Source organism: Staphylococcus petrasii (assembly GCF_002902565.1).
Classification (GTDB): Bacteria; Bacillota; Bacilli; order Staphylococcales; family Staphylococcaceae; genus Staphylococcus; species Staphylococcus petrasii.
On record NZ_PPRC01000032.1, the window covers coordinates 18925 to 32299 of the forward strand.

The window sequence follows — 13375 nt, forward strand, 5'->3', positions numbered from 1 at the left end:
TTCCCTCATTCTTTTATATTTTTAAAATGTTCATACGCAAACGCCGTAGCTTTTCTTCCTCTAGGCGTACGTTCAATAAATCCTTTTTGTATTAAAAATGGTTCATAAACATCTTCAATAGTTATACGTTCTTCACCAATTGACACTGCAATCGTATCAAGCCCTACAGGACCTCCATTATATTGATTAATAATACAGTTCATCATTTTATGATCAATATAGTCTAAACCTTCATCATCCACTTGTAAAAGCTGTAATGCTTGTTTAGTTGTCTCAATATAAATTTGTTCATCCTCATTCACTTGTTGGAAATCTCTGACCCTTTTCAAAAGACGATTCGCAACACGAGGAGTCCCACGAGAACGTTTAGCTAGTTCAATTGCACTTTCATCATCAATCTTGGTTCCTAAAACATCTGCAGTACGTATAATAATTTCTTTTAAATCATTCTCATTATAATATTCAAGTCTGAGATGAACGCCGAAACGATCTCGTAAAGGACCGGTTAAACTTCCTGCACGTGTAGTAGCACCTACTAAAGTAAATGGAGGTAAATCAATACGTATGCTACGTGCTTCATCACCTTTACCAATAATAATGTCTAAGAAGAAATCTTCCATAGCAGAGTATAGAACTTCTTCTACAACACTACTTAAACGGTGTATCTCATCGATAAATAATACATCACCTGGTTGTAAGCCTGATAATATAGCTGCTAAGTCTCCAGGTCTCTCTAATGAAGGTCCTGAAACAGTACGAATGTTGACTTCCATTTCATTAGCAATAATATTAGATAGCGTCGTTTTACCTAATCCTGGGGGTCCAAATAACAACACATGATCAAGCGGTTCTTCACGTAATTTAGCCGCCTTAATAAAGACTTCTAAGTTACTTTTAATAGAAGATTGGCCAATATATTGTTTTAATCTTGTTGGTCTTAATGAATATTCAAAAGATGACTCATCATTGTGTAAAGATTGATCAACCATTCTATCATCCATACTTAAATCCCCCCAGCTATTTTAAAATTATTATACAAAGCTAATTAACCTTGTAATTTAAGATACTAAAGTTCTTAAACCTATCTTAACCGCTTCATCCACGGATTCTACATTTTCTTTATTAAGCACTTTTTCAACTTTCGCTAATTCTCTCTTAGAATAGCCTAATGCTTCAAGCGCTAATAAAGCTTCTTTAATTACATTTTCATTCACTGATGCTTGACCATCCATTTGGAATAGCGTTTCACTCGTTTCCTCAGTGATTTGAACTTTGCCTTTTAAGTCCAACACAATTTGGCGTGCCGTTTTCTTTCCAATACCAGGAAATTTAGTTAGATACGCATCGTTTTCATTTTCAATAGCGCGTTTGACTTCATTTGGTGTACTTGTAGCTAAAATAGCTAATGCTGATTTAGGCCCTATACCCGTAACTTTAATCAAACTTAAGAACATATCTTTTTCTTCTTCACTAATAAAGCCATATAACAATTGAGCATCTTCTCTAACGATTAATGAAGTATAGATAGTCGCTTCTTTGTTTAAATATTTTTGAAAACGATAGGAATTAGGCGTTTGTATTTCATAACCAATTCCACTAGTTGTTTCTATGACAACATGTGTAGGAAATAGTTGTGTTAATTGTCCTTTAATATAAGCGTACATTTTTGACCTTCCTTACATACTCATACTGATTAGTTCTACTTTAGAAACGTGTTCAATATCTCGTAGTGCGATAATAATTTCATCGATAGATTTCGCAGTATCTTTCGCACTTAATGACAATGTGATAGTCGCTTTATCTTCCATAGGCACACTTTGATGAATAGTGAGCACAGACAATTCTAATTTAGAAACTGTATTTAACACTTGTGCAAGCATCCCTACAATATCATTCACGTATAAGATAAGCGTAAATTCACGATGTTCGAGCATTTTCTCGTCTACTGGAAAAATAGTTTCTCGGTATTTGTAAAATGCACTTCGTGATAAATCAAATTGCTTAACTGCTTCAAAAATGGACAAGTTCGGATTATTTTTTAAAGCATCTTTAATTTTTAAAGTTTTCACAACAGATTCTGGTAACACATCTTCGCGTATTAAATAAAACTTTTTATAATCTTTATTGTCCACTTAAAGCACTCCTATTCTATAAATTCAAACTCTCCGCCTAAGATTCTTACGATATCGCCATTGCTACATCCACGTTCTCTTAAGGCATCATCAATACCCATTGAACGCATTTGTCTTGCAAATCGTCTTACGGCTGGATCACTGTTAAAGTCTGTCATCTTGAACATACGTTCAATTGCATTACCACTTACTACATAAGCACCATCATCGTCTCTAGTAATCGTAAATTTATCTTGAGATGGTGTATGTTTATAAAGTACGCGGTTAATGCCAGCATCTTCATCTTCATCAACACTAAAGTCGATGTCTTTAACTTCTTCTAATTTATCAGCAATTGTATATAATAATTGATCGATATTATTTCTAGTAATAGTAGAAACAGGAACAATTGTCACGTCTTCTCCAACTTCTTCTTTGAAAAGCGCTAAATTATCTTCTGCCTCAGGTATATCCATTTTATTAGCTACAATAATTTGAGGTCTGTCTTCTAATCTCTGCTTATAATTAACCAATTCTTTATTAATAATTTGATAGTCATCATAAGGATCACGGCCTTCTGAACCACTCATATCTATCATATGAACAATTACTTTTGTACGTTCTACATGTCTTAAAAATTGGTGACCTAAGCCCACACCATCAGATGCACCTTCAATTAAACCAGGTAAATCAGCCATGACAAAACTTCTACTGTCTGGTGTAGAAACCACACCTAAATTAGGCTTGATTGTAGTAAAATGATAAGCACCAATTTTTGGTTTGGCTTTAGAAACGATTGATAATAGTGTAGATTTACCAACACTTGGGAAACCAACTAAGCCGACGTCTGCTAATAATTTAAGTTCTAAAGTAACATCTAATTCTTCACCTGGTTCACCATTCTCACTGAAATCTGGTGCAGGGTTTCTAGGCGTTGCGAAACGTGAATTTCCACGTCCACCTCTACCACCTTTAGCAATCACTGCTCTTTGTTTATCTTCAACCAAGTCTGCTAAAACTTCGTCAGTGTCTACGCTTTTAATAATTGTACCAGGTGGCACTTTTAAGACTAAGGCTTCAGCATTTTTACCATGCATATTACTACTTTGTCCGTTTTCACCTTTTTTCGCTTTAAAATGGCGTTGGTATCTGAAGTCTAATAACGTTCTTAAACCTTCATCCACTTCAAATACTACAGAAGCACCTTTACCTCCATCGCCACCTGCTGGACCTCCAAAAGGTACATATTTCTCTCTACGATATGCTGTGATACCATTACCTCCATCACCAGCTTTAAGAGATATTTTAACTTGATCGACAAACATATATCTCACCTCTTTTACTTTTAATTCATCAATGACAATATTATATCATTAAGTATAAAATTTATATAAATAAACAAATTGTATTTTAAACAAAATAAAACACCAGAAGCATTCACTTCTGGTGTTAACTAGACAAAATTATTCAGCAACTGCGTATACAGAAACTTGTTTTTTGTCGCGACCTTTACGTTCGAAACGAACTACGCCGTCGATTTTAGCGAATAATGTATCATCGCCACCACGACCTACATTTTCACCAGGATAAATTTTAGTACCACGTTGACGATATAAGATTGAACCGCCAGTAACGTATTGACCGTCAGCACGTTTAGCACCTAAACGTTTTGATTCTGAGTCACGTCCGTTTTTTGTAGAACTTACCCCTTTTTTAGATGCGAAGAATTGTAAGTTTAATTTTAACATCGGGATACACCTCACTTGTAATTTAATCTGATATTTTCATTATATTCATCTTCAATAGTTTGTAAAGAAACTAACATCGCTTGAAGGATGAGTTGTGCTTGTTCATTATTCGTATCTACACTTCTAATATGAAAATGACCACCGTCATCATCATAATCAATGTCAGGCTTTTCCGAAGTTAAACCTAAGATAGCATTAACGCTACCAAATAACACTGCTGAAGCACCTGCACAAACAATGTCATGGCCATATTCGCCATGATTAGCATGTCCATCCATTATAACATCTGTTACCTTACCATCTTCATTTATTGAAACATCAACTGTAATCATAAGGATTAAGCGTTGATTTTATCAATAGTTAATTTAGTGTAAGGTTGACGATGTCCTTTTTTACGTTTAGAGTCTTTACGACGTTTATAAGTGAAAACAGTAATTTTTTTACCGCGTCCTTGTTTATTAACTGTAGCAGTTACAGTAGCACCTTCAACTGTTGGCGCACCAACTTTAACTGAATCGCCACCTACAAATAAAACTTTATCAAATGTGAATGAATCACCTTCATTAACATCTAATTTTTCAACGAAGATTTCTTGACCTTCTTCTACTTTAATTTGTTTACCGCCTGTTTCGATAATAGCAAACATACTTTGCACCTCCTATATTATAAGTCACGCCATATACAGGTGACTCGTTAAATAAGTACTTAAACCTGTATGCGAGCGGTTGTATGTAGCTATAAAACTACTCAACTACTGCATCTTACCATTCCTATATCTTACTGTCAATCTTGTTTTGCGTTTTTTTGAAAATTTTAATTAAGATTGGATAAAGTATGATGAGTAATATGCTATTAAGTATTATTGTTGGGATTAAACGCAATAATAAGAAATGTACAATATCAAATTGAACAAATCCAATAATTGTATAAATAAGAGCAACATAAATTTCAAATAATATCACAGCACATATATTGAATATAAATATCATTGTATAATCGCGATAAAAAACTTTGATAAATTTATCAAAAAGTAATGTTATACCAATATATCCAAACATATACAGTCCATATATACTACCTAAATAAATATCTGTAATAATACCTAGAAATGCGCCAAGTAATAAAGCAACGCCTAAACCACGATAAATAGTTAATAATAATATGAACATTAGCGTTAAATGTGGCACAAATATTAATTCCACATTCCCTATATGCATTGGAATGACTAGGCCAATGACAGTATCTAAATAGAAGAGTACAACGCTAATAATTAAATAAGATATCACTCTCATTATTACTCCCTACTTTCTTCAGGGACAGTTTTAGCATCTCTCTTAGCAATATACACATGATTAATTTGAGATAAATTAGCGCCTGTTTTAACTCTTACTTCTTTAGCTAAACCATATTCATCATTTTCTACCTTCGTAACTTCACCTATGTATAAATCACTTGGTAATTGATCAGCCAATCCACTAGTAACGACCTTATCGCCTTTAGAAATTTTTTCTTTGTTATTGATGTTACTAATAATAAGTTCTTGGCTCTTTTTATCAAAGTGATCAATTAAACCAAATACGTTACTTGAGCCATGTTGAATATTAACTGATAATTTACCTGTTCTCGTATTAGTAGATATTAAGTCTACTTGTGAAGAAAATTGATTAACTTTAGTTACTCTGCCGATTAATCCATCAGCTGTCATTACAGCCATGTTATTTCCTACACCAGCTTTTTTACCCTTATCTATAATTACTGTATTCATCCATTGATCAGGATTACGAGCAATAACGGCTCCTGATATTGCATCATATTTAGAAACGTCACTCATATGTAATTCTTTCTTCAAGTCTTTATTTTCCGCTTCTAATTTTTCATTCTTAGCTTCTAATTCTTTAATTGTTTTGTTGTCAGTTGTTTTAGATGAGCTAAAAATATTATTTATTGCTCCAGTCACAAAATTAACGGGATAACTAATAACTCTTTGTCCAAATGAAACAGAATCCCCCACATATTGCTCCGGAGGTGATTGAGTTTGCGATCGAATGGACAAACCAATCAGTGCAATAAAAACTATAATTGCACAAAAAACAACAATCAACTTGTTATTTTTGAAAAACTTTTGCACTCACAACACCTCTACCAATTGTTATTTAAATTGTCCTTTACTATTTTATATTACTCTATAACCTAAATAAAGCACTAAATACTTCCCTTTTAAGCTTTCTTCCTATAAATATAAAAAAGAGGTTTGATACCTTATGCTTAAAACACCTACAAATCAGTGTATGAAGCACTTCAATTTCAAACCTCAATACTCATTATCAAATTATTATTTTTCTTTATCAGTATTTTCCTTTTTTTCATCTTCGCTATAAAGTGTTTCATCTTTTCTCCACTTAGCGAATAAGTTTTGTGCTTTGGCTTGTTCATTAGCTTGTTTTTCTTTAGATTGTTCTGACATTAATCACACCAACCTTTGTTTTTTATCTATAATAAAACTGTAACGTATTTAATTTTTCTTTTCAAATAGTTAAATTATGAGCTCTATCGATTAATAAGCACTAGGTGGCTTAAGCTCAATACTTTGTCCCATGCGATTTAAATCTTGTTCCATTTCAATTTCAGTACTATAGACCCTCATTGAATCACTACCAAATTTATAAAGGATAAACTTATCTTCTCTTTGGCCTGCAATATAATTGTCATTGTACCCCATTCTTCCAAGACCTGAGACTGCCATAAATTCATTTTTATCAATTAATTTAAATACATTTCTCACTTGACTAGATGGAATATTTTCTAACAAGTCGTTGTCCTCTAATACATAATGTTTACCATTCGTAGGATATTGATTATCTATTTGATTATAACTCTCACTTACAGGTGCATTACTAGGAGGATGATTCATAGGATTCCATTCTTGTTCTCTTAGAAAAGGAGCATATTTTAATGCAATATAGACAACACAAATAATGGCTATAATTGCAACAATATTTTTGATAAGACTTAGAATAAATCGCATTACTTTCCCTCCTATTTGAATCCTAATTATTATAAATAAATCTCAATTATTGTTCATCAGTCTTAGGTACTAGAAGGCCTATTACCTAAAGTATGATAGGTTTTTGTGCTAAAATGAATTACAATAATATTATGTTGTAATTGACAAACTTTTTTAAGTGAGGAGTGTGAATATGCATATTCTTACAATTATATTAATTGCATTATTAATTATCTTATTATTTAAAGTAGGCTTTGCTATTTTAAGATTTCTCATCTCAGCCGCTTTAGTCATTTTATGTCTTTATTTAGGTTATCAGGGTATTCTTTGGATTCTCGAAAACTTCCAAACACTCTCAGCCTATATTCGATAAAATAGAAATGCTAGCTATGTATCTAATGTTTAATTTTAGACTACTTAGCTAGCATTTATTTATTTTTTAAAAGTATGAGTTAAATAATTATAGAGTTTATATGTACCTGCCAAGAGTAATCCCCAAATGATTCCAGTAACAATCGCTCCAACTAATAATGTAAAGATATTTACCTTCTGGTGACTAATAAATACTCCTAAAATTGAAAATACTACAAAACCTATGACAGATAACCCTACTGTTATTAATACTTCTCTAAATTTAATCGTTTGTTGTTTAACATTTAATCTAATTACATAAATAATTGGCAGTAATATACCAATAATTAAAAAGATTGTCATAGTACACCTCTTAACCTCTTATTAAAACCTTATTATACAAAAAGTTCATCAGTCATACTATAACGAATTTCAATTAGTTTTTATTCAAAATATCCTTCTTCTACTAAGCTAGTAAATTTTTGGTCCCCAATAATAATATGATCTAATAAATCTATACCGAGAATATGACCGCATTCTTTCAATCTAATAGTCGTTGCAATGTCTTCTTTAGATGGTGTTACATCACCAGAGGGATGATTATGTACGACAATAATTGCATTACTAGAAGCTCTAATTGCTGCATTGAAGACTTCTCTAGGATGTATCACAGATGAATTCAATGTTCCTTTATAGATGACTTCTTCCTTCATAACAACGTTTTTTGAATTCAAAAATAGTGCTATGAAATGTTCTTGGGTTAAATCTTTCATTTTGGCCATCATCATATCAGCTACATCTTTAGGAGATTTAATTTTAACTTTTTCATGAGGACTTCTTGTATTCATTCTTTCCCCTAACTCAAATGCCGCTTTTAACGTAGTTGCTTTATAAGTACCTATTCCTTTTATTTTTACTAAATCATCAATAGACAATTGCTTTAGTTCTTTTAAATTGGGATATTTGTTCATAATGTCGTTTGCTATATCAATACTAGAGTAACCTTGTCATCCAGTGTTAATTAAAATTGCGAGTAATTCACTATTAGATAAACTTTTTGCGCCTTGTTGAATAAGTCGTTCTCTAGGTAATTCACTTGTTGCCATGTCCTTAATTTTCAAAAAATCAACCTTTCTATAAATAAATTAAAATATAGGGATAGAAATAACTTGCTAAAAGATAACCAAGAAGAATAAAAGGAATAAATGGAATATTCGAGGATTTCTTTATTAAAATTATGAAGAGTGCTAATGGCGTTGCAGTTAATAATGCAAATAGAAGAAAGATGCAAAAGAAATTGTAGGGATAAAATAGTGATAGCATGCTTAATAAGAGGATATCACCATAGCCAATTTGATTTGGCATAATGAAAAAACAAACGTGTAATATTATGGAAAAAATTAAAAAAGTGAAGACATAAATATGCGCTACAAATAGAGAGAGAATGGTTAGTATAACTATGAGATTCATATTAACGGTCATAGTATCAATATCATAAAGCGCCATAGTTAATAGAAATAAAAATGTGGTCAAAAATAATGGGAAATATATTGTAGCATGAAAGTAAGTTGAAAATGGAATGATGAGAAAAGCTAAAAGTTCACCTATAAAATAATTAATATTGAGCTTATTGCCACAACAGTTAGACCGCCCTTTTAAGCAAATAAAACTAATCAAAGGTAAAAGTTCAAACCATTTCAGAGGTCGATGACAATTGTCACACTTGGAACGTAGTTTAAAGTAACTGAAAGAGAGTTTATTAATTGAGCTCAGTTGATATAAGTAGCTAAAGAGGACACTACATAAGTATGAAAGTATATACATGAAACATCTCCTTTCTCTTATTGTAGCAAAAATTTTGTAAAAGTAAACTGTATAATTTTGTTAATATATAGTTTTGTTATAAAATTTCATAAATTCCTTACTTTAAACTTCTAAATTTTAATTTCTGCAAATAAGCACAATAAAAAACCACTTAATCAACGACTATGTTTGAAATAGTACGTTATTAAGTGGTTAATTAGCTTTATGAAATTTAAAATTGTGTTTTAGCTTTCACTTCACTAATGAAATATAAACTACCAGTAATTAATAATCCTTCACCTTCATACTGATTAATAAACTCAACATAATCGTCGATGAATTGAATATTATCAGTATTAATGCTTTCAGCAAGATCTTCTTTACTAAGCGCTTTAGGGAAATCAAATTCTGTGAAATAAATTGTATTGGCTACTTCCGATAACTTATTTAACATACCTGAAATTGGTTTACCTTTAATAGCTGAGAATAGAATATCCATTTTAGTGCCGTAATAATTTTTAATAGTATCTATTAAAGCTTCTACACTTTCATTATTGTGTGCACCATCAATAATAATTAAAGGATTTTCTTTAACTTTTTCAATTCGTCCAGTCCACGTTACGCTTTCAATGGCATCAATCATTTTGTTGAAATCTAATTCAATTACATTTTCTTCGTTAAGTTCGATTAATGCAGTAATAGCTAACGCAGCATTTTCTTTTTGATGTTCGCCTAGCATATTTAAGATAATCGTTTCTAATTCATAGTCTTTATAGCGATAAGTAAATTCATCATCTTGAGAAACTACTACAATTTCACGATCCAATTCCATAGGCTTAGCATCATTACTTTCAGCTAAGTCGCGAATATATTTAAGCGCTTCTTCATTTTTAACCGCATAAATTACGGGTGTATTAGGTTTAATAATCGCACCTTTATCTTTAGCGATATCTAAGTAAGTATTGCCTAAAATATCCGTATGATCTAATCCAATACTTGTTAAAATAGAAAGAATTGGTTTGAATACATTTGTAGAATCATTTTTAATTCCAAGACCAGCTTCAACTACTACGAAATCGACTGGATGTATTTCTCCAAAGTATAAAAACATCATAGTCGTAATAATTTCAAATTCTGTAGCGCCACCTAATTCTGTTTCTAGTTCTAATGCCTCACTCACAGGTTTGACACGTTCGACTAATTCAACTATTTCATCATTCGTAATGGGATGACCATTTAAACTTATTCTTTCATTAAATGTTTCAATAAATGGTGAAGTAAATGTACCTACTTCATAGCCATTTTCAACAAGAGCGGCTCTTAAATAAGCAACTGTAGAGCCTTTACCATTTGTACCACCAACATGAATGCCTCGAATATTTAATTGAGGGTTGTTCAAACGATCTAGCATCCATTCCATTCTCTTCACACCGGGTTTGATACCAAATTTTGTTCGTTCATGTATCCAATACAAACTATCTAGGTAATTCATTGGCGATTCTCCTATGCTTTTAATTGTTCAATTCTAGTTTTAACACCATCATATTTTTCTTGATAACGTTGTTGTTTTTCTCTTTCTTCGTTAATAACTTTTTCAGGCGCTTTATTTACAAAGTTCTCATTAGATAATTTTTTGTCTACTCTATCTAATTCTTTTTGTAATTTATCTAATTCTTTTTCAAGACGAGCGATTTCTTTATCCATATCGATTAAGCCTTCTAAAGGAAGAACGACTTTACCCGCTTCAATGACTGATGTCATTGCTTTTTCTGGAATATCAATATTTGTATCAATAATTAACTCGCTTGGGTTACAGAATTTATGAAGATAATCTGCATTTTCATTAAGTGTCGCTTTTACATCTTCATCTTTTGCTTGGATGAAAATTGGTATAGATTTAGAAAGCGGTGTATTAACTTCAACACGAGATTGTCTAACTGATTTAATAATTTCAACAAGTTGTTGCATTGTTTGTTTACTATCTTCAAAACTCAATTCTTCTTTAACAGTTGGCCAAGATGCTTTTACAATTGTTTCTCCTTCATGAGGAAGACTTTGCCAAATCTTTTCAGTGACAAATGGCATGAATGGATGTAACATACGCATAATTTGGTCTAATGTGTAACTTAATACTGAACGTGTTGTTTGTTTTTGCGCTTCATCGTCACCATTCATTGGGATTTTACTCATTTCGATATACCAATCACAGAATTCGTCCCAAATAAAGTTATATAATGCTCGGCCTACTTCACCAAACTCATATTTATCACTTAAGTGAGTTACTGTTTCAATTGTTTCATTTAAACGCGTTAAAATCCATTTATCTGCTAGAGATAAATTGCCAGATAAATCAATATCGTTGTAGTTAAAGTCATCACCAATGTTCATTAAACTGAAACGTGCACCGTTCCAAATTTTATTGATGAAGTTCCATACTGATTCAACTTTTTCAGTAGAATAACGTAAATCATGACCTGGAGATGAACCAGTTGCTAGGAAGTAACGTAAGCTGTCTGCACCGTATTCTTCGATAACATCCATTGGGTCAACACCATTACCTAATGATTTACTCATCTTACGACCATCTTCAGCACGAACTAAACCGTGTAATAATACGTCGTTAAATGGACGGCGATCAGTGAATTCTAATCCTTGGAAAATCATTCTCGCTACCCAGAAGAAGATAATGTCATATCCTGTTACAAGCGCATTTGTAGGATAATAACGTTTAAAGTCTTCTGCTTCTTCATTTGGCCAACCAAGTGTTGAGAATGGCCATAATGCACTTGAGAACCAAGTATCTAATACATCTTCATCTTGTTCCCAATTTTCAATGTCTTGTGGTGCTTCTTCGCCAACATATAGTTCGCCTGTTTCTTTATGATACCAAGCTGGAATTTGATGGCCCCACCATAATTGACGAGAAATCGTCCAGTCTCTAATTTCCTCCATCCAGCGATTGAAAGTATTCTCAAAGCGAGGTGGATAGAAATCAATACGATCATCTGTTTTTTGATTATCTAATGCTCTTTGAGCAAGTGGTTTCATTTTAACGAACCATTGTGTAGATAAATATGGTTCAACTACAGCACCCGTACGTTCTGAGTGACCTACTGAATGCATGTGTTCTTCAATTTTGATAACTAAATCTTGTGCTTTTAAATCTTCAACTAATTGTTTACGGCATTCGAAGCGGTCTAAACCAGCATATTTATCAGCTTTATCGTTCATTTTACCGTTTTCATCCATAACGATAATATTTTCTAAGTCATGACGTTGTCCAATTTCAAAGTCATTTGGATCGTGTGCAGGCGTTACTTTCATTGCACCACTACCGAATTCAATATCAACATATTCATCTGCTAAAATTGGTAATTCACGGCCAACGATAGGTAAAATAACTTTTTTACCAATAACATCTTTATAACGTTCATCATTAGGGTTAACAACAATTGCTGTATCACCTAACATTGTTTCAGGACGTGTAGTAGCAATTTCGATATATCCTTCGCCATCAGCATATGGATATTTGAAATGATAGAAGTGGCCTTGAACATCTTCATGGATTACTTCAATATCTGATAATGCCGTTCTCGCTTCTGGATCCCAGTTGATAATACGCTCTCCACGATAAATAATACCTTTATTGTATAAGTCAACAAATACTTTTCTAACAGCTTGGCTTAAGCCATCATCTAAAGTAAATCGTTCTCTGCTATAGTCTAAACCTAAACCTAATTTAGCCCATTGTTGACGAATAAATGAAGCATATTCTTCTTTCCAAGACCATGCATGTTCTAAGAATTTCTCACGGCCAATATCATGACGAGAAATACCTTGCTCTTTTAATTTCGCATCTACTTTAGCTTGTGTTGCAATGCCGGCATGGTCCATACCTGGAAGATATAGCGTGTCATAGCCTTGCATTCTTTTCATACGTGTAATAATATCTTGTAACGTTGTATCCCATGCGTGACCAAGATGTAATTTACCAGTTACATTTGGTGGAGGAATAACAATCGTATAAGTTTCTTTTGATTTATCTTCTGAGGGTTTGAAATACCCGTTTTTTACCCATTCTTCGTAACGACCCGCTTCAACTTCACGCGGGTTATACTTAGGTTCCATGTTCATAGAAAAAACCTCCTAATTATAAAAAAACACCCCTCCTAAAAAATAGGACGGATGTTCCGTGGTACCACCTAAATTCAAGACTAAAATTCTCAATTGAAAACTTTAACCTTGCACTTAATTATGATTAACGCTCAAACACGCTTTTATTTACTCTATATATGTTCAATAAAAGTTCAAGTGGGCTACCTTCAGTAAGAACGCTATACATATTTCCACCAACCATA

At 32.5% G+C, this 13375-nt stretch carries 16 protein-coding genes, 1 pseudogene and 2 other annotated features (1 of these 19 cut by a window edge); of the genes and pseudogenes, 1 reads left to right on the forward strand and 16 read right to left on the reverse strand.

Going from position 1 to position 13375, the window contains the following annotated elements; genetic code table 11:
• Positions 1-5: 5 nt before the first annotated feature.
• The 11 genes from ruvB to CD127_RS06535 all read right to left on the reverse strand — a co-directional run bounded on the left by ruvB (position 6) and on the right by CD127_RS06535 (position 6884).
• Positions 6-1001, reverse strand: a complete 996-nt coding sequence (gene ruvB, locus CD127_RS06485; RefSeq protein ID WP_103328454.1) for a Holliday junction branch migration DNA helicase RuvB — start codon at positions 999-1001, stop codon at positions 6-8.
• Between the two features lie 57 nt (positions 1002-1058).
• Entirely contained in the window at positions 1059-1664 is a 606-nt protein-coding gene (ruvA, locus tag CD127_RS06490) for a Holliday junction branch migration protein RuvA (protein WP_103366174.1), read from the reverse strand.
• A gap of 12 nt (positions 1665-1676) precedes the next feature.
• Positions 1677-2132: an ACT domain-containing protein gene (locus tag CD127_RS06495; RefSeq protein ID WP_103328456.1), complete on the reverse strand. Its 456-nt coding sequence runs from the start codon at positions 2130-2132 to the stop codon at positions 1677-1679.
• 11 nt (positions 2133-2143) lie between these two features.
• Positions 2144-3436 carry a GTPase ObgE gene (obgE, locus tag CD127_RS06500; RefSeq protein WP_103366175.1) on the reverse strand — a complete coding sequence of 431 codons (1293 nt, stop codon included), beginning with the start codon at positions 3434-3436 and terminating at the stop codon, positions 2144-2146.
• A gap of 138 nt (positions 3437-3574) precedes the next feature.
• A complete protein-coding gene (rpmA, locus tag CD127_RS06505; protein WP_011275573.1) occupies positions 3575-3859 on the reverse strand; it encodes a 50S ribosomal protein L27 in 285 nt (94 codons plus the stop codon).
• 11 nt (positions 3860-3870) lie between these two features.
• A complete protein-coding gene (locus tag CD127_RS06510; protein ID WP_103298261.1) occupies positions 3871-4191 on the reverse strand; it encodes a ribosomal-processing cysteine protease Prp in 321 nt (106 codons plus the stop codon).
• Positions 4192-4196: 5 nt separating this feature from the next.
• The gene (gene rplU / locus CD127_RS06515) at positions 4197-4505 is read right to left on the reverse strand and encodes a 50S ribosomal protein L21 (protein ID WP_002448968.1); all 309 of its coding nucleotides are present in this window, start codon (positions 4503-4505) and stop codon (positions 4197-4199) included.
• A gap of 12 nt (positions 4506-4517) precedes the next feature.
• Positions 4518-4596 (reverse strand) — a sequence feature (ribosomal protein L21 leader region).
• A 33-nt stretch (positions 4597-4629) separates the two neighbouring features.
• Positions 4630-5151 (reverse strand): rod shape-determining protein MreD, encoded by a 522-nt coding sequence (gene mreD, locus CD127_RS06520; RefSeq protein WP_103366176.1) that lies wholly within the window; start codon positions 5149-5151, stop codon positions 4630-4632.
• 2 nt (positions 5152-5153) lie between these two features.
• Complete coding sequence (gene mreC, locus CD127_RS06525) at positions 5154-5987, reverse strand: rod shape-determining protein MreC (protein ID WP_103366177.1); 834 nt, start codon at positions 5985-5987, stop codon at positions 5154-5156.
• Between the two features lie 204 nt (positions 5988-6191).
• The gene (locus CD127_RS12920; protein ID WP_103298258.1) at positions 6192-6323 is read right to left on the reverse strand and encodes a hypothetical protein; all 132 of its coding nucleotides are present in this window, start codon (positions 6321-6323) and stop codon (positions 6192-6194) included.
• 90 nt (positions 6324-6413) lie between these two features.
• Complete coding sequence (locus tag CD127_RS06535; protein WP_103366178.1) at positions 6414-6884, reverse strand: DUF4930 family protein; 471 nt, start codon at positions 6882-6884, stop codon at positions 6414-6416.
• 172 nt (positions 6885-7056) lie between these two features.
• Here CD127_RS06535 and CD127_RS06540 point away from each other — a divergent pair, with 172 nt between their 5' ends.
• Positions 7057-7236, forward strand: coding sequence for a hypothetical protein (locus tag CD127_RS06540; protein WP_103298256.1), 180 nt, complete (start codon positions 7057-7059; stop codon positions 7234-7236).
• A gap of 59 nt (positions 7237-7295) precedes the next feature.
• On the opposite strand, the gene CD127_RS06545 is transcribed toward CD127_RS06540, so the two are convergent.
• The 5 genes and pseudogenes from CD127_RS06545 to CD127_RS06565 form a co-directional block, all read right to left on the reverse strand.
• Positions 7296-7577 carry a hypothetical protein gene (locus CD127_RS06545; protein ID WP_103366179.1) on the reverse strand — a complete coding sequence of 94 codons (282 nt, stop codon included), beginning with the start codon at positions 7575-7577 and terminating at the stop codon, positions 7296-7298.
• A gap of 80 nt (positions 7578-7657) precedes the next feature.
• A pseudogene (radC, locus tag CD127_RS06550) lies at positions 7658-8335 on the reverse strand (RadC family protein).
• Between the two features lie 13 nt (positions 8336-8348).
• Positions 8349-9038, reverse strand: coding sequence for a prepilin peptidase (locus CD127_RS12970; RefSeq protein WP_103366180.1), 690 nt, complete (start codon positions 9036-9038; stop codon positions 8349-8351).
• 211 nt (positions 9039-9249) lie between these two features.
• The gene (locus CD127_RS06560; RefSeq protein WP_103366181.1) at positions 9250-10509 is read right to left on the reverse strand and encodes a bifunctional folylpolyglutamate synthase/dihydrofolate synthase; all 1260 of its coding nucleotides are present in this window, start codon (positions 10507-10509) and stop codon (positions 9250-9252) included.
• A gap of 11 nt (positions 10510-10520) precedes the next feature.
• The gene (locus CD127_RS06565; protein WP_103366182.1) at positions 10521-13151 is read right to left on the reverse strand and encodes a valine--tRNA ligase; all 2631 of its coding nucleotides are present in this window, start codon (positions 13149-13151) and stop codon (positions 10521-10523) included.
• Between the two features lie 40 nt (positions 13152-13191).
• Positions 13192-13375 (reverse strand) — a binding site (T-box leader) (it continues 45 nt past the right edge of the window).

Excerpts from the sequence above, each read along its gene's own strand:
- ruvB (WP_103328454.1), bottom strand. The coding sequence starts at position 1,001 with ATGGATGATAGAATGGTTGATCAATCTTTACACAATGATGAGTCATCT.
- CD127_RS06510 (WP_103298261.1), bottom strand. The coding sequence starts at position 4,191 with ATGATTACAGTTGATGTTTCAATAAATGAAGATGGTAAGGTAACAGAT.
- obgE (WP_103366175.1), bottom strand. The coding sequence starts at position 3,436 with ATGTTTGTCGATCAAGTTAAAATATCTCTTAAAGCTGGTGATGGAGGT.
- CD127_RS06565 (WP_103366182.1), bottom strand. The coding sequence starts at position 13,151 with ATGAACATGGAACCTAAGTATAACCCGCGTGAAGTTGAAGCGGGTCGT.
- rpmA (WP_011275573.1), bottom strand. The coding sequence starts at position 3,859 with ATGTTAAAATTAAACTTACAATTCTTCGCATCTAAAAAAGGGGTAAGT.
- CD127_RS12970 (WP_103366180.1), bottom strand. The coding sequence starts at position 9,038 with ATGTATATACTTTCATACTTATGTAGTGTCCTCTTTAGCTACTTATAT.
- mreD (WP_103366176.1), bottom strand. The coding sequence starts at position 5,151 with ATGAGAGTGATATCTTATTTAATTATTAGCGTTGTACTCTTCTATTTA.
- CD127_RS06560 (WP_103366181.1), bottom strand. The coding sequence starts at position 10,509 with ATGAATTACCTAGATAGTTTGTATTGGATACATGAACGAACAAAATTT.
- CD127_RS06535 (WP_103366178.1), bottom strand. The coding sequence starts at position 6,884 with ATGCGATTTATTCTAAGTCTTATCAAAAATATTGTTGCAATTATAGCC.
- CD127_RS06545 (WP_103366179.1), bottom strand. The coding sequence starts at position 7,577 with ATGACAATCTTTTTAATTATTGGTATATTACTGCCAATTATTTATGTA.
- rplU (WP_002448968.1), bottom strand. The coding sequence starts at position 4,505 with ATGTTTGCTATTATCGAAACAGGCGGTAAACAAATTAAAGTAGAAGAA.
- CD127_RS12920 (WP_103298258.1), bottom strand. The coding sequence starts at position 6,323 with ATGTCAGAACAATCTAAAGAAAAACAAGCTAATGAACAAGCCAAAGCA.
- CD127_RS06540 (WP_103298256.1), top strand. The coding sequence starts at position 7,057 with ATGCATATTCTTACAATTATATTAATTGCATTATTAATTATCTTATTA.
- ruvA (WP_103366174.1), bottom strand. The coding sequence starts at position 1,664 with ATGTACGCTTATATTAAAGGACAATTAACACAACTATTTCCTACACAT.